The following is a 17,321-nucleotide window of genomic DNA, read 5'->3' on the forward strand; positions in this document are numbered from 1 at the left end:
ACTTATTTATCATCCTTCAAATCATATTTAGTAAATCTTAAGTATGCTTGTCCTGATTCTGTTGATGTTTTAATACCGGTTGCATTTTCATCAGTAAAAATCCTAGATGTTAATACACTTTCTCCATTATTACAAAATATTTCAACGCTTGATGTATCAACATATATTCTTAATTGTGTTAAATCTTGACTTAGTGTTGTTGTACGTGTAGTTCCCTCAACTGGATCGGGTAACAAACCACTTTCACTACGATCTAAAGTTAACGTTCTAGATTTGGTGTCGTAAGTTATAAGTGTTGAATGTTGCTTAGAAGTTCTTAATTCGAAATAAATAGCAGTTGCATCATTTTCTAAAATATCTATTATTAATTCATATTGTGTACCTTCATAAGGATGAAGCTGTCTTGGGAATTTATTAGCATACCCAAGTGCTGTCTCTTCATTAGTTCTTAATGATTCTAATGCAGGAATAGGTCTTTGTTTGAGCTTACCTTCCTCTATCGTTAATACACGAGGAATAGTTAAGCAATGTGCCCAGCCATCTTCGTCCGATGGATAATTTGTATCAGGTAATCCCATCCAACCAATTAAGATGCGTCTACCTTGTTCATCTATAAATGTTTGTGGTGCATAAAAATCAAACCCATGATCTAATTCGTGAAAATCTCCATGATTCATAGTTAAATTATCAATATCATATTGCCCCATAATATAACCAGACTGATATATGTTTTTAAAATGCTCGCCTTTTGATGCTAATCCTTGTGGACAAAACATTAAGATATCATAGCCATTTAAATTAAAGTAATCGGGACATTCCCACATGTAGCCAAATTCATCTAATTTTGTTTCAATCTCACCTTGGAATTCCCAATTCACAATATCATTAGAGCGATATTGTAATACTCTACCTTGTTCTAAATCATTTTGTGCTGCAATGATGGCATAATAGACCCCATCCTTTGTAAATACCTTCGGATCTCTAAAATGCTGAGTATAACCAGCTGGAGGTTCAGCAATAACAGCTTTAGGGAATTTCTCAACCTTACCATCTGCATCAACTTTTGCTATATGTTGACTTGATGAACGAGCCCAATCTTTATCACGATGATTTGCAGTATACATATAATATAAATGTTGATTATATTCAAAGGCACTTCCGCTATAGACTCCATGACTATCATCTTTTGTATCGGGTTTTAATGTAGGACCAATTGGTTCAAAGTGTACCAAATCATCGCTAGTATATGTATACCAATATTTTAATCCATGTACGGGTCCTAAAGGAAACCATTGGTGAGAAACATAATACTTACCATCAAAATAAATTAAACCATTAGGATCATTTAGTAATCCCGTTGTAGGTTGTATATGATATCTTTGTCTATATTTTGATGCATCTACTTGTTCCGTCAATGCATCTATTGTTTGTTGATCTACATCTTCAATTCTTTGATAACGCTGTTCTCTTGTCCACTCCGTCATTTTTTATCCTCCTAAATAATTTTGGTACCGGTTCCACAATATACTTTTACATCATATCATGTTTCTACTAAGATTTAAATGATAGGCTGACATCAATAGTTAACCTTTGTTCAATTGGTTGTTGTTTAATCATATGATTTAATTGTGTCATTGCTACTTCCCCCGCTTGTTCAAAGTGATATATAACTGTACTAATCGATGGTGACACAATTTCTGTAACAGGATCTCCACCAAAGCCAACAATTCGTTGATTTTTCACTTGTTGATCATGTTCTGAAATATATTTATGCACAGCTAAGGCTATTGAGTCTGTAGCGCCAACAACTGCATCATAATGTGGATGTGCATCTAATTCAGAAATAACATCTTCCATCGCTTCTTGATAATTAAATGAAGTTAATGAAATATTTGGCTCTAGACCATACGCTTTCAATCCTGCAATAAGCCCTGATTTTCTATCAATACCAACTGCAATATCGCTTTCGGTTACCCCGAAAAATTTAATATTTTTATAATTTTGCTGACCTAATTTTTTACCAACAATATACCCAGCGTGATAATCGTTATGTATGACACAATGTAAAGATTCATGCTCTTGTCCAACAATAATTACAGGGACTTGAATCTTGTTAATAATAGCTAAATGACGATCTGTAATTTCAGTAGCCATTAACACAATGCCATCAACCTTACTACGGTAAAATGTTTCTAAAGCTTCTAGTTCCTTTTCTGAATTTAAGTTAGTGTAATTTAACAACAAACTATAATTTAATTCGTCACATATTGTTTTAATTCCCTTGACTGTTTCATCCACAGCATAAGAATTCATTCTCGGAATAATTGCGCCTATCATATTTGTTCTATGGGCACGTAAACTTTGAGCAAATTGATTAGGTTGATAATCATTTTCTTGAATAATCTTATCTAGTTTTTGTTTTGTCTTTAGACTAACTGATCCATTGTTTAGATACCTAGAAACAGTACTCTTGGATACGCCTGCAATTTTTGCAATATCAGCAATATTTTTCATATACTCTCACTCTCATTATTTAGCTATTGTAAACATTACTATTCTACCATATTGGAACCGCTTTAAATACCATTTAAAGTAAAAACCATCTTGAATTGACGCATTATTTTATGCCTGTCCAAGATGGTTCTTCTTTAATTTATTTATTAAGCTTTTTTAATAGTAATTGTCCAAGAAGCATCGTCTAGTTGTTCATAATTTGTAACTGGATAACCTTGTTCAGCAGCCCAATTTGGTAGTGCTTCTGTTGCTTGCGTACAATCGAAATCAATTTTCAATTCATCACCATTATCTAATGTGTCCATTTTTTTCTGAGCTTCAATTAATGGGAACGGACAAACCATACCTACTGTACCTAATTCATATACCATAGTTATTATCTCCTTTAACTTTAAGTCATTTGTGTTCCTGAAGTAACTGTATTTTTATTATTTACTTGTGATTTTTGTGCTTTTTTCATAGGTCTTATAAATAAAAAGTAACTCATTGTCCATGCGCCTAATATCATCGATGCCAATGCAATCCAGCCTTTCCAAGACATTGTCGCTGTCTCTACTAAGCCATTACCAATTGAGCATCCACCAGCTACTGACGCACCAAATCCCATCAGCACACCACCGATAACACTATTACGTATTATCGCTTTATCTGGAAGTCTCCATTTAAATTCTCTTGATCCTCTAGCTGCAATATAAGAACCTAGGAAAATTCCTAAAACTAAGAATACGCCCCAGTCTAGTAACTTTGTATCACCTGTAACGAGAAATTGAATTATATTTGCTGATGGTGTCGTTATACCTAAACCATACATTCTACCTGTTGTCTCACTGACTGGCCATGCCAATAATGCAATTAATCCAACAGCAATTGCGGCAACAAAAGGATGGTATTTCTTTTCAAATAGTAAATGTCTAACTCCAGTGAATTTTTGTTTTAATTGTGGTACTGCAAATTTAGGTTTTGGCTTACGTAATGTCTTAACCACTACAAATACAGTAATAATTGTTAATATTAACACCCAAATCCAAGTTGGAATGCCTGTTGTTTGTGCCATACTTGTATTGACATTAGTTGGTTTATTTAAGCCATTCATTAATGGCAATAAAATCCCAAATTTAGTTGCTGCTGATGTAAATGCATATGCTGCAAGTGCTAACCAACTACCGATTAAACCTTCACCCGCTCTGTACCATGTACCTGTTGCACATCCGCCAGATAAGATAATCCCTATACCAAATATAAATGATCCAATAATAGTACCTATTAATGGGTATGATGCTGTTGGTATTTCAACAATTCCAGTTGACGTAAGAATCAATAGACCTATACTTTGAACCGTAATTGCGATTAATAATGCATAAAACATTTTATTGTTTTTTTGTACATACATATCTCTAAAGCCACCTGCTAAACAAAACCGTGTGCGTTGCATTACAAAACCTAATAGTGCACCTACAATGAGCCCACTAAAAATTAACCAAGTCATTCAATAACCTCTTTCCCCGATAAAATCAATAAGATTAATAATATTAGAATCAGAGTAACTTTTCAACCTCTTTGCTCATTTTATATATTTAATATATTTAGAAATAGAAATTTTAGTAAATAATCGATGATTTATGATTTTATTTAAATCTTCATCACTTAATTTGTTTTTTATTTTTTGTTTTATCTCAAGGATAGTTTCTGTTTCAATTAATTCATTTTAAAGTGTCTTATTTATTGTAGTAATTACATTTAAGAACTGCGAATTGTTTGCGAGACACCTGAGGGAGTATGTTGAGTGTCGAGACCGAGACTCGCTACCTTAGGAAAGCAAGCAATAACAAGCCCATCAAAAATCTTTGATGGGCTTAATGCTAGGTATTTATGTTCTAGAGGCTTGATTAATATATATTTGGTTTATATATATAAGGTTAACTTACTTTTTTTATTTTTCTATTCATCGTAAGTTTTTGATAATCTATTTTATCATTACTCATTAATAAAGCACCTAGACTAACAAGGACAATAATAATTAGCGACATAACAATATAAGTGTTTTGAAAACCGATAATTACATAAAGTTTCCCCATTACTAAAGAGAAAAATGCCACCCCTAATTGCTTCGCTACATTAAATGCAAGCATGTAAACTGTAGCAGATAGCCTAATATCAAATGTACCTACGATATATTTCATTATAGAAACTAACATTAGTGGCATTTCTATCGCTGCTAATAGTCTAAAGAATGATAGTAACCAAACTTCATCTGTGAATGCCGTACCTATGACCCTCAAAAATAAAATAATACCAAATAAGAATAAGCCATTCTTAGAACCTATTTTATTAATTATCCATGGCATAAATATCATAACAACCGCTTCAATAAAAATTTGAGTTGAAGTTAATTTACTAAATAATGATTCCCCATTACTTTGATTTGTAAAAAATTTAACAAAATAATTAGGAAATTGTTGATCAAATACATCATATAAACTGGCACTACCAATAATTAATAAACACAATCCCCAAAAACTTTTATTTTTAAATAACTTTAGAATCGTATTTTTATTTACATATGCTCTTTCATTTTTCGTTTTATCATCCTTTTGATATTCAAATGCTTTAACTTTAACAGACCAGAGAATAATACCAAGTAATAGTGCTACTATAGTACATACCCAAAATATACTATTGGGCTGTTTCACAAACATAATGCCACCAATAAATGCGAACGAACCGCCAGCAATTGAACCAAATAATCTTGCATGGCCGTATTCAAAGTTATTTGCTCGGCTCGATTTTTCACAATATGATTCGACGACCCCCACACCACTATACAAACACAAACTAATAAATGAACCACCTAATACACTACCTAACAGCACATTCATATTGATTAATGGAATAAAAGCATATTCAAAAAATGGTCCTATTAGCAGTAAGCAAAAAATAACAAATGCAAACAAATACTTTTTTAATCCTAATTTATCTTGTATGACGCCATAAATTGGTTCAAGTACAATTGCTACAATAGACATTGTTGAAAATACAATTCCAGCTTCTGCTGTGTTTAAATGTGCTACTCTATTTAACCACAATGGCAAAAATGTAATGATTAATGTCCAGATAGCAAAATAAGAGAAATTAATGCCACCAAATCTCCAAAATGTAATACGCTTTAAATTAATCAATGGCATCACTTCCAATTACATTGGTAGAATGAGGTGTTGAACGCGTATCACGAGCAGGTGAACCAAAATCCGGCCAACCATTATACCATTTTATAAATTGCGCACGTGCATGACGATTTGGATCATACAATGGATCGCCCTCAATCTCTGTATAATTTCTAGCATGATAGACCAACACATCATGCAAGTCATCTTTAGATTTTGTAAATGAATTATGTCCTGGACCGTATTGTCCATTTTCAATAGCACTTGTAAATACAGGTTCTTCAACTTTATCCCAAGCATTAACATCTAATAGATTACTTTCTACAGAAGCAACAAGCATTCCCATACAGTAATCAATACCTGTTGCACTCGCAGAATATGTTAAAAATATACGTTGCTCTTTTATTAAAACGGCTGGTCCTTCATTCACCCAAAAACCCTTACACTCCCAGTCATATTCGGGTATCGTTAACATTGTTGGTGACCCTTTTAATGTCCATGGATTTTCCATTTCAGAAATATAGATATTTGAGTGTCCTGGTATCTCTATATCTTGTTGTGCCCAAACATAATATAAACGCCCATTTAATTCAAAAACGGTTGCATCCAGCGAAAATGTTTCCCATCCTGTATCTATTTTCCCTTTATCTATCCAGTTATCTGTAAGTGGGTCATCATTACTATTCTCTAAGACGAACATTCTATGATTAAATGTATCATCCTCAATGTAATCATTTGGTGCTGCTGCATAATAGATAAACCATTTATCATTTATTTTATGAATTTCAGGTGCCCAAATCAATGCGCTTTTTTCTCCATCTAAATCTTTAGTCCATACAACATGTTCTTTTGCTTCATTTAGCTCATTCAATGACGATGCTTTCCTCAAAACAATACGGTCATATTTCGGATAAGAACCAGTAAAATAATATGTTCCTGATTCCTTAAAAACAAACGGATCTGCTCTCTGTATTACAATTGGATTGTTTATCTGCTCCATAAAATCCCCCTTAACCCCTTTTTTATGAAAACGTTTACAATTACAATGTATTATATTTGTCCGTATAAGTCAATATATTTTAATCTTTGTCCGTACAAATAAAAGATAATATTGAAATCTTTCTTTAACAAAAAGTAAGTCAAAAATAAACGAGTTTACTTATCTCTATTAAATAAGTAAACTCGTTTGTTAAAATTATTTGTTACTATAATTTTTCATAAAAAATAATAATGATTGTAATTCTATACCTAAATCAATATGATGAACTTGCACATCAGATGGCGTAGATACACGACTTGGTGTAAAGTTTAATATCCCCTTCACTCCAACATCTACTAACTTATCTGTTACTTGCTGCGCAACATCTTCAGGTGTAGTAAGGATTACGATATCTATTTGTTCACGTTCTAGAACCTCGGTAATATCTGCATAATTACTAACACTTACTTGACCGATTTCAGTACCTATCACATCTTCTCGTATATCAAAAGCTTCCGTTATTGTCATTTCATCATGGATTGAGAAATTGTAAGTTAACAATGCTTTACCTAAGTTCCCAACACCAACAATGGCAATTTTAATTTCATCATTTTCACTAATTTCATTTTTGAAAAAGTGTAATAAGCTATCGATATTATAGCCATAACCCTTTTTTCCTAGTTCTCCAAAATATGAAAAATCACGACGAATAGTTGCAGAATCTATATTCAATCCTTCGCTGATTGCCTTTGAATTCACTCTATCTATACCTTTTGATTTTAATGTATTGACGAATCTGTAGTATAACGGTAAACGTTTCAACGTTGCACGAGGAATCTTATCGCTTTGATTAGCCAAGATCATGTCCCCCTAATTTAAATAATAATACTAAATAATCTAATAATTACTACAACATTATACATTAATGATATATAAAAATAAACACTGATAGTTTTATCCATACGCTTTATACGGTAAAATAGATTTTGAATAGAGAGGTGCAAATTCGAATGATATTATTACAATTAAACGATATTACAAAATCATTCGACGGGGATGATATTTTCAACAACGTAGATTTAGAAGTTAAGACGGGGGAACGTATCGGTATTGTTGGACGTAACGGAGCTGGTAAATCTACATTAATGAAAATTATTGCAGGTGTCGAAGATTATGATTCTGGACATATATCAAAAATTAAAAATTTAAAAATGGGTTATTTAACACAACAAATGACTTTAAATACCAATCAAACGGTAATCGCAGAAATGACGAAGCCCTTTGAACATATTAAAGAAATGCAAGAACAAATGAAATTTGAAACAGATTGGTTAGCTAAACATGCAGAGGAATATGATACTGACGAATATAAAGCACATATTGCGCGCTATGAAAATATCTCAAACCAATTTGAGCAACAAGAAGGCTATCAATATGAAAGTAAAATTAAAACTGTATTACATGGATTAAACTTTACGGAAGATGATTTCAATCGACCAATTAACGATTTCAGTGGTGGACAAAAGACTAGATTATCTTTAGCTCAAATGTTATTGAATGAACCTGACCTGCTACTATTAGATGAACCTACTAACCACTTAGATATGGAGACGACACAATGGCTTGAAAGTTACTTAAATTACTTTAAAGGCGCTATTATCATAATCAGTCATGATAGGTACTTCTTAGACAAAATTGTTAATCAAATATATGATGTCGCACTTGGTGATGTACAACATTATGTTGGAAATTATGGTCAATTCATTGAACAAAGAGATAAATATTACCAAAAAAAGATGCAAGAGTATGAAAGTCAGCAAGCAGAAATTAAAAAATTAGAGACATTCGTAGAAAAAAATATCGCTCGTGCATCAACTTCGGGTATGGCAAAAAGCCGACGTAAAATGTTAGAAAAGATCGAACTTATTAATAAGCCTATCTTAGATGCTAAAAGTGCAAATATTGAATTTGATTTTGAACGCAATACGGGTAACGATGTTTTTCATATAAAAAATTTAGCCATTGGTTACGACGAACCAATCACTTCAAATATCAATTTAGAAATTACCAAAGGTGATCATATCGCGATCATTGGACCAAATGGTATTGGTAAATCTACGCTGATCAAAACTATAGCAGAACGCCAACCAAAAATTTCAGGCGACATCACTAAAGGTGCAAACTTAAAGATTGGCTATTATGACCAAAAGCAAGCAGAATTTAAATCAACAAAATCAATTCTTGATTATATTTGGGATCAATACCCTACCATGAATGAAAAAGATGTTCGAGCAGTATTAGGCAGATTTTTATTTGTACAAGAAGACGTAAAAAAAGTTATCAATGATTTATCAGGTGGAGAAAAAGCACGTCTACAACTTGCACTATTAATGCTGGAACGTAATAATGTATTAATTTTGGATGAACCGACTAACCATTTAGATATTGATTCTAAAGAAATGTTAGAGCAAGCTTTATTAAATTTCGATGGTACATTGTTATTTGTTTCCCACGATCGCTATTTTATCAATCAATTAGCTAACAAAGTATTTGATTTAGACACAACGGGAGGCACGCTCTATTTAGGTGACTATCAATATTATGTTGATAAACTAGAAGAAACTGAAGCATTAAAATCTAAGCATGAACAATCACAGGTAGAACAACAAATAGACAATACACCTAAAACAAATAATTACATTGATCAAAAGCAACAAAAGAAAGAACAGCGACAAATCACTCGTAAAATAGAACAATGTGAATTAGCAATTGAAGATTACGAAGCACAAATCGATGATTTAAACGTTCAACTCACTAAACCTGAAATTTTTTCAAATCCAGATAAAGCAAATGATATTGCAATAGCAAAAGCAGAAACCGAACAAAAATTAGAACAGGTTATGTCAGAATGGGCAGAATTACAAGAATTATTACAATAATATCCTGACTTACACTTAAGCCAATGTATATTTTAATACATTGGCTTTTTTTCATAGGATATATTTTACACTTTTTTATACACAATAAAAATCCTTGAATTGTAAGCTATCCACAAAGTTATCCTAGTTATACACAGGTAAAAAGTAACTTTTATTGCTGTGATTTTTTGGAAATACACTCCATATCCACATTAATCTTCTTATTTATCCACAACTTATGCACTTATTGTTAATAAGTACGCACGTTCCCTATTGACATTGTTCAGACGTTTTAATATTAAGAACCCACATTGTTATCTCTTTATATGAATGTCATAATAAAAAAGGACTTCACTATATAGAGAGAAAGGACTGTGTTTCACCATGCCCACGATTTTGTGGTTCTTTATTGCTTTTGTTCTAGCTAGTTTAATTATTGCGATTATTTCTAATATCGTAATTAATTACCGTCTTAAGAATGATATTAAAAACTTATGGTATAGACAAAAACCACTAGAGTGCTTTATTCGTCCATACCATCGTTATCATTATCAATACGATACATTCAAACATCAGCATCAATCAGACAAATTAATCGATGATAAAACATGGTCTGATTTAAATATGGACCAGTTATTTCAAAATATAAACTTTAATTTCACTTCTATTGGTGAAATGCGTTTATACGCTACTCTAAGGCAAATGTATCAAGTGAAGAATGAATCATTAATCAAGCGATTTAAATCAAATGTATCATTCAGAGAAAATGTCTCCATTCACTTAGCAAAATTAGGTAAATCAATTTATCCATTGTTTCCTAATCAGTTAGCATACATACAGCGAAATAATTTTTATATGGCCTGTACTTACCTACCATTTATCTTTCTCATATTATCTATATTCAATGCTAAATATGGATTATTACTTACCATAGCTTCACTATTATTTAATATGGTATTGAGTGGAACGATTCGCAAAACATTTGACCAAGATTTAAATTCTATATTCTATACTTCAAATGTAATTAAACGTGCTTATGATATTCACAAAATAGATGGTACACCAGAAACAGCTGTGAATTTTAAACACTTTGTAGTAGCACGAAAGTTCAGTGGTTTATTAGGGAGAGCTAATTCTAATGATGAAACCTTCATACTTATTATGTTAATTAAGTTAATATTTATGTTTGATTATCATGTTTTCCATCTCATTCAAAATAGCTTTAAAAAATATGAATCCGAAGTCATGGCATGCTATGACTATGTTGCAGAAGTAGATAATCATTATGCAGTAGCATTGTGGCGAGAAACGTTAGATGAATATTGCTTACCTCAAGTTGTAAATCATCAAGAAGTGACCTTTGAAGGATTGACCCATCCCTTAATTCCAAATGCTGTACCAAATACTTTGAATGTTGATAATCATATTTTATTAACTGGTTCAAATGCTTCAGGAAAATCAACATTTATGAAGGCAATCGCCTTAAACCTAATTACAGCTCAAACTATTCACACTGCAACAGCAACTATATTTAAATATCAACCAGGTTATGTCTATACATCAATGGTTAACCAAGATGATATTCTTTCTGGTGACAGTTACTTTATGACCGAAATAAAGTCAATCAAACGCCTATTTGATTTAACACTAACTGACCATATTTATTGCTTTATAGATGAAATATTTAAAGGAACAAATACCACTGAACGTATAGCAGCGTCTGAAGCAGTACTCAATTATTTTGACCAACAAGATGGTTATACAGTTATTGCTGCAACGCACGATATTGAATTATCTGAACTATTAGATCATCAATATTCCAATTACCATTTCAATGAATCCATTTCAGGTAACACAATAGACTTTGATTATAAGATTAAATCTGGAAAAGCTGACACACGAAATGCTATTGAATTATTACGTATCACTGACTTTCCAAATTCTATTTATGAACGCGCAAAATCGACAACACAATAACTTTACTTTGTATAAATAATTAAGCTACACGTTAGTTGAAATTGCCAAATACTTCTTACCTAAGTTCAAAGTTAAGACGGTGTACTTACTTAATACAACATGACACTCTGTTACAAAAATATAAAAATCCAGCAAATGAGCCATTTCATTTGCTGGATTTTGATTTAAATTTTTATATTTATATTTCAATTTGCAACTGAATTTAATTTCTTAAATAGTAAGATCGATGCAAGATCAAATTAATGTTATTCAGCATTAATCATCCAAGTAACCCCAAATGGATCATTAAACATACCATATAATTCTGACCACTCTGTCTTACCTAAAGGCATCGTTGCTTCACATCCCGCTTCTACTGCCTTATTAAAGAAGTCTACTGCACGTTTTTTCGCTGCTTCATCTGATTGATCAAATGTGAATGCAACAATCGCACCACTGTTATCAATTTTTTTATTTTTCCATGTATCACTACAATAAAATGTTTCGCCAAACACTTCAAATGAGGCATGCATAGTGAAATCCGCATCTACTTTATATTCATCTGGCATGTCGTCAAACATCTCATTGTCTCCACCTAAGCGTTGGATATTTGTTGCTCCTAAATGCTTTTCATAGAAATTTAATGCCGCTAAGCTATTTTGAAAATTAAAATATTGAACTGCTTTCATAAATAAGTCCCCCTAATTTTTATCCTTTGCTATGTTTTTTATATTTTGATACTAAAATGTTTATACCCATTTTAACTAAATTTAAATATTACAATTCTTTGCATAAATTAAAAAGATAGTTCGCAACAAAGGCAAACTATCTTATCTAGCATACAAATTCTATTTAAAAAACTTATTGTGAAAAGAGTTCAATATCCATATTACCAAAGCCATTTAGCGCTAGGTCAGCAGTCGCACTCTCTTTATATAGATAATACCCTGCCGCTCCTATCATCGCAGCATTGTCTGTACATAACTTAGGACTCGGTATAGCTAAACTAATATTATTTTCTTTACAGGCTTCATTTAAAGACTGTCGTAATCCTTTATTACTAGCAACTCCGCCAGCAACGATCAAGTTTTGTACGTGATATGCATTGCATGCAGCTATTGTTTTACCAACAAGTACCTCGACAACACTGTTTTGAAAACTTGTTGCCACATCTGCATTATTTATAGTTTCACCCTTTTGCTTCAAATTATGAAGTTTATTGATGACTGCACTTTTCAGACCACTAAAACTAAAATCATAGCTATCTTTTTCTAGCCATACACGCGGAAATTCATATACATCCGCACCTTGTGCAGCTAATTTATCTACTTGTGGACCACCAGGGTAGCTTAAACCAATTGTTCTTGCTACTTTGTCATATGCCTCACCAACTGCATCATCCCTCGTTTCACCTATTACTTCAAAGTTCAAATGATCCTTCATATAAATTAATTCAGTGTGACCACCAGAAACAATAAGTGCAATAAGAGGAAACTGAAGCGGCTCTTCTAAGTGATTGGCATAAATATGTCCTGCAATATGATGGACAGGTATAAGTGGTTTATCATATGCAAAGGCTAGTGCTTTAGCAGCATTAATGCCCACTAATAGTGCACCTATTAATCCAGGACCCTGTGTAACTGCTATCGCATCTACATCTTCCATGTTGATACCTGCTTCTAACAACGCTTCATCAACAGTTGTAGTTATACCTTCTACATGGTGCCTACTAGCTACTTCAGGTACAACCCCACCAAAACGCTTATGGCTGTCAATTTGACTTAATACGATGTTACTCATTATTTGTGTGCCATTTTTTATAATACTGACACTTGTTTCATCACAGCTTGATTCAATTGCTAATATAACCGTATCTTTATTCATTTAAATTCACCCACATGACTAACGCATCCTCACCTTCACCGTAATAATTTTTGCGCTTTCCTCCATATTGAAAACCCAAATTTGTGTACACATGTTGTGCTACCGTATTTTCTACTCTTACTTCCAAACTCATAACATCGCATTTTGATTGTGCATAATTCATGGCGTATTTTAATAATAATTGTCCTAAACCATAACCTCTAAATTCTTTATCTATAGCTACAGTAGTAATTTGCGCTTGATCAATAACTATCCAAATGCCTATATATCCAATGATTTGTGCATCATATTCAATTATGAAATAATTTGCAAATTCATTCTTTTCAATTTCATGGAAAAAAGCATCAATTGACCAACTACTATCATTAAAACTAGCCCGCTCTATATCAAATACTTGTGGTACATCGTCCTTTGTCATAAATCGTATATTTAATTCTTGTTCTGTTGGTTTAACCAATTTCTCTCAGCCTCTGATAATTTAATATAGTTTGGTGTGAATTCATGCACATTTTCGGGTGACTCGAGCATTTCTATCATATATTTTGCTTGGGGTATATTTGCAACACATTTACCATCTAGATGTATCTGCAAATGGTCTGTGTCAGGTCCAACAAACGTATAATCTTCCCCCAGTTCATGTAATGCTTGTAGTAATTGAGTAATTGGCAAATATTGGTCTTCAATAACAGTTACAAGTTGTTGATCAACATATTTATACACACCTGTATAGACCGCTTCTCGTCTCGCATCAAACACAGGTACAATAAGACCTTGTTCATTTTTTGCAGTTGCTGCAAGCGCCTTTAATGAAGAAACACCGTATAATTTAGCATTCATTGCATAGGCTAATGTTTTAGCAACTGTTACTCCAATTCTTAATCCGGTATAAGAACCAGGTCCTTTTGCTACAACGATACCATCTATTGCACTTTTGTCTAAACCACTATCTGCTATAACTTGCTTAATCGACGGCATTAATTGTATGGAATGATTCTTTTTAATATTCGTATTAATCTCACTTAGCGTTTCTTTATCTTGTACCACTGCCACTGATAATGGTTGATTCGATGTATCAATCAAAAGATAGTTCACGTTCAACTGCCTCCTTTATTTTTTGATAATGCGTACCGTGCCCTTCTATCGTAATTGCTCTTTCATGTTCTGAGATTGTATGAATATTAATTGTTAAAAATTCTGATGGGAGAAATTCTGCAATAAATTGACTCCACTCGATAATGACTACAGCATTATCCTCAAAGTATTCATCAAACCCTAAATCTTCATCGGATTCTTCTAATCTATAACAATCCATATGATGTAATTTAACATCGGTTCCTTGATAAGACTTAATAATATTAAATGTTGGTGAATTGATATTTCTACGAACACCGAGTCCTTTACCAATAAATTGTGTAAGTGTTGTTTTGCCGGCACCTAAATCGCCATTAAGCAAAATTATATCTTGTGCACTTACATGTTTCACTAATACTTTAGCAAAATGTTCCATTTCGTCTAAATTTTTTATCTTAATCATCGTTAAACTCCTTTACACGTCAGTAACGCATGGTTATTCGCACTTTGTATTTCAAAATAAAAATATACTGACATTTACATCTGAGCGCATTTTAACTATTATGCTCCATGAATTAAATGACTTACCTATAATAAATTACATTATTGATTTTTCTGATCAGCTTGTACATCACATGCTAAATTTAGATTAAGTACATCCGTCTAGATAATAGAAAATGTGTATTACGCGTTAACCTCTAGTCAATCATAGGAATTAGCAAGCATAATGTCTAATAAATTAACTCCTATATTTTAACAAATTTTAAGTCACTTTACTTCAACATAATATAACTAATTCAATAAATTGTAGTTATTTGAATTGTAAGAAAATTACAAATAGTTATTGACATCATCACATCGATGTAGTAAATTTAATTTATCAAATTTTTAGATATTTCTAACAAATCAAAAAATAAACCATTCTATCGAAAGGAGCATAATAAAATGATGCAAAGTACAATGCAATATCAACCGACAACTTCAAATATTTTAGTCATTTTATTATGCTCGTAGGACTGGAACTTTAGTAAAGAAATTACTAAGAGTTTAAGTCCTCTTTCTAGTTGAATGGGACTTAAAAACGTCCCAATTATTATTGGGACGTTTTTTTATTTTCAATTTTATGGGGGAATCAAACATGAGAAGCGATATGATCAAAAAAGGAGATCATCAAGCTCCAGCAAGAAGTCTTTTACACGCTACGGGCGCTTTAAAACAGCCTACCGATATGAATAAACCTTTCGTAGCAATCTGTAATTCCTATATTGATATTGTCCCTGGACATGTTCACTTACGAGAATTAGGAGATATTGCTAAGGAAGCAATTAGAGAAGCAGGTGCGATTCCTTTCGAATTTAACACAATTGGTGTTGATGATGGTATTGCCATGGGACACATTGGCATGAGATATTCACTTCCATCACGAGAAATCATCGCAGACGCTGCTGAAACAGTTATCAATGCACACTGGTTTGATGGCGTATTTTATATTCCAAACTGTGACAAAATCACTCCAGGAATGTTGCTAGCATCTGTAAGAACAAATGTACCAGCAATCTTTTGCTCAGGTGGTCCAATGAAAGCTGGATTATCTTCTCAGGGTAAAGCCTTAACATTATCTTCGATGTTCGAAGCTGTTGGTGCATTTAAAGATGGTTCAATTTCAAAAGATGAATTTTTAGACATGGAACAAAATGCCTGCCCTACTTGTGGTTCTTGTTCAGGAATGTTCACAGCTAACTCAATGAACTGTTTAATGGAAGTATTAGGATTAGCATTACCTTATAACGGTACTGCATTAGCAGTCAGCGAACAACGCCGTGAAATGATAAGAGAAGCAGCATTCAAATTAGTAGATAACATTAAAAATGATTTAAAACCAAGAGATATCATCACTGAAGAAGCAATTGATGATGCATTCGCATTAGACATGGCTATGGGTGGATCTACAAATACTGTATTGCACACATTAGCAATCGCTAATGAAGCAGGTATTGATTATGATTTAACAAGAATTAATGAAATTGCTAAAAAGACACCTTATTTATCAAAAATAGCTCCAAGTTCATCATATTCAATGCACGATGTTCATGAAGCTGGCGGTGTTCCTGCAATCATCAATGAATTGTTCAAAAAAGAAGGTACATTACATCCTGATAGAATAACTGCAACTGGTCAAACCTTACGACAAAATAATGAAAATAAAGAAATTTTAAATAGCGACGTAATTAGACATCTAGACAATCCGTATGACAAACAAGGTGGACTATCAATCTTATACGGAAATATAGCTCCTAAAGGTGCAGTCATAAAAGTTGGTGGTGTTGATCCATCTATCAAAGTATTTAAAGGAAAAGCAATTTGTTTCGATTCACATGACGAAGCTGTTGAAGCAATCGACAATCATACTGTTAGAGAAGGACATGTCGTAGTAATTAGATATGAAGGACCTAAAGGTGGACCTGGAATGCCTGAAATGCTAGCACCTACTTCTTCAATCGTTGGTCGTGGGTTAGGTAAAGATGTTGCCTTAATTACAGATGGTCGATTCTCAGGTGCAACAAGAGGTATCGCTGTAGGACATGTATCTCCTGAAGCAGCAGCTGGTGGACCTATCGGATTAATCAACGATGGTGATGAAATTACAATTGATTTAACCAATCGTACATTAGATGTTGATGTATCTACTGAAACATTAGAAGCTAGAAAGCAAGACTTAAAACCATTTAAAGCAAAAGTTAAATCTGGTTACCTTGCACGTTATACAGCATTAGTTACAAGTGCAAATACGGGTGGAATTATGCAAGTACCTGAAAACCTTATCTAAGGAGTGAGAAC

At 32.7% G+C, this 17,321-nt stretch carries 15 protein-coding genes; 3 read left to right on the top strand and 12 right to left on the bottom strand.

Translation table 11 applies throughout. The features are described 5' to 3' along the window. Positions 1-2: 2 nt before the first annotated feature. From SH09_RS09465 to SH09_RS09495, 7 genes are all read right to left on the bottom strand, one after another. Entirely contained in the window at positions 3-1,484 is a 1,482-nt protein-coding gene (locus tag SH09_RS09465; protein WP_042739405.1) for a sucrose-6-phosphate hydrolase, read from the bottom strand. A gap of 67 nt (positions 1,485-1,551) precedes the next feature. Then, entirely contained in the window at positions 1,552-2,514 is a 963-nt protein-coding gene (locus tag SH09_RS09470; RefSeq protein WP_042739406.1) for a LacI family DNA-binding transcriptional regulator, read from the bottom strand. Between the two features lie 146 nt (positions 2,515-2,660). Next, a complete protein-coding gene (locus tag SH09_RS09475) occupies positions 2,661-2,885 on the bottom strand; it encodes a sulfurtransferase TusA family protein (protein ID WP_042739407.1) in 225 nt (74 codons plus the stop codon). Between the two features lie 20 nt (positions 2,886-2,905). Then, positions 2,906-4,000: a YeeE/YedE family protein gene (locus tag SH09_RS09480; protein ID WP_042739408.1), complete on the bottom strand. Its 1,095-nt coding sequence runs from the start codon at positions 3,998-4,000 to the stop codon at positions 2,906-2,908. Between the two features lie 430 nt (positions 4,001-4,430). Beyond that, entirely contained in the window at positions 4,431-5,690 is a 1,260-nt protein-coding gene (locus tag SH09_RS09485; protein ID WP_235307496.1) for an oligosaccharide MFS transporter, read from the bottom strand. Then, on the bottom strand, positions 5,683-6,675 hold the full coding sequence (locus SH09_RS09490; protein ID WP_042739409.1) for a glycoside hydrolase family 43 protein: 993 nt from the start codon (positions 6,673-6,675) through the stop codon (positions 5,683-5,685). Before SH09_RS09490 ends, SH09_RS09485 begins: the two co-directional genes overlap by 8 nt. Before the next feature lie 195 nt (positions 6,676-6,870). Further along, the gene (locus tag SH09_RS09495) at positions 6,871-7,518 is read right to left on the bottom strand and encodes a redox-sensing transcriptional repressor Rex (protein WP_107512835.1); all 648 of its coding nucleotides are present in this window, start codon (positions 7,516-7,518) and stop codon (positions 6,871-6,873) included. Between the two features lie 146 nt (positions 7,519-7,664). Here SH09_RS09495 and SH09_RS09500 point away from each other — a divergent pair, with 146 nt between their 5' ends. Beyond that, on the top strand, positions 7,665-9,593 hold the full coding sequence (locus tag SH09_RS09500; RefSeq protein WP_042739411.1) for an ABC-F family ATP-binding cassette domain-containing protein: 1,929 nt from the start codon (positions 7,665-7,667) through the stop codon (positions 9,591-9,593). A gap of 363 nt (positions 9,594-9,956) precedes the next feature. Then, the gene (locus tag SH09_RS09505; RefSeq protein ID WP_042739412.1) at positions 9,957-11,549 is read left to right on the top strand and encodes a MutS-related protein; all 1,593 of its coding nucleotides are present in this window, start codon (positions 9,957-9,959) and stop codon (positions 11,547-11,549) included. 245 nt (positions 11,550-11,794) lie between these two features. Here the strand turns inward: SH09_RS09505 and SH09_RS09510 are convergent, their stop codons facing one another. The 5 genes from SH09_RS09510 to tsaE all read right to left on the bottom strand — a co-directional run bounded on the left by SH09_RS09510 (position 11,795) and on the right by tsaE (position 14,946). Beyond that, positions 11,795-12,217, bottom strand: coding sequence for a VOC family protein (locus SH09_RS09510; RefSeq protein WP_042739413.1), 423 nt, complete (start codon positions 12,215-12,217; stop codon positions 11,795-11,797). 172 nt (positions 12,218-12,389) lie between these two features. Beyond that, positions 12,390-13,412, bottom strand: coding sequence for a tRNA (adenosine(37)-N6)-threonylcarbamoyltransferase complex transferase subunit TsaD (gene tsaD / locus SH09_RS09515; RefSeq protein WP_042739414.1), 1,023 nt, complete (start codon positions 13,410-13,412; stop codon positions 12,390-12,392). Further along, entirely contained in the window at positions 13,405-13,830 is a 426-nt protein-coding gene (gene rimI / locus SH09_RS09520) for a ribosomal protein S18-alanine N-acetyltransferase (RefSeq protein WP_371663842.1), read from the bottom strand. Before rimI ends, tsaD begins: the two co-directional genes overlap by 8 nt. Before the next feature lie 11 nt (positions 13,831-13,841). Next, a complete protein-coding gene (tsaB, locus tag SH09_RS09525) occupies positions 13,842-14,504 on the bottom strand; it encodes a tRNA (adenosine(37)-N6)-threonylcarbamoyltransferase complex dimerization subunit type 1 TsaB (protein ID WP_042739416.1) in 663 nt (220 codons plus the stop codon). Further along, on the bottom strand, positions 14,485-14,946 hold the full coding sequence (tsaE, locus tag SH09_RS09530) for a tRNA (adenosine(37)-N6)-threonylcarbamoyltransferase complex ATPase subunit type 1 TsaE (RefSeq protein ID WP_042739417.1): 462 nt from the start codon (positions 14,944-14,946) through the stop codon (positions 14,485-14,487). The genes tsaB and tsaE overlap by 20 nt, the downstream gene beginning before the upstream one ends. Before the next feature lie 675 nt (positions 14,947-15,621). On the opposite strand from tsaE, the gene ilvD reads away from it, so the two are divergent. After that, positions 15,622-17,310, top strand: coding sequence for a dihydroxy-acid dehydratase (gene ilvD, locus SH09_RS09535; RefSeq protein ID WP_042739418.1), 1,689 nt, complete (start codon positions 15,622-15,624; stop codon positions 17,308-17,310). Positions 17,311-17,321: the final 11 nt, after the last annotated feature.

The sequence above is a fragment of the Staphylococcus gallinarum genome (assembly GCF_000875895.1).
Lineage (GTDB): Bacteria > Bacillota > Bacilli > Staphylococcales > Staphylococcaceae > Staphylococcus > Staphylococcus gallinarum.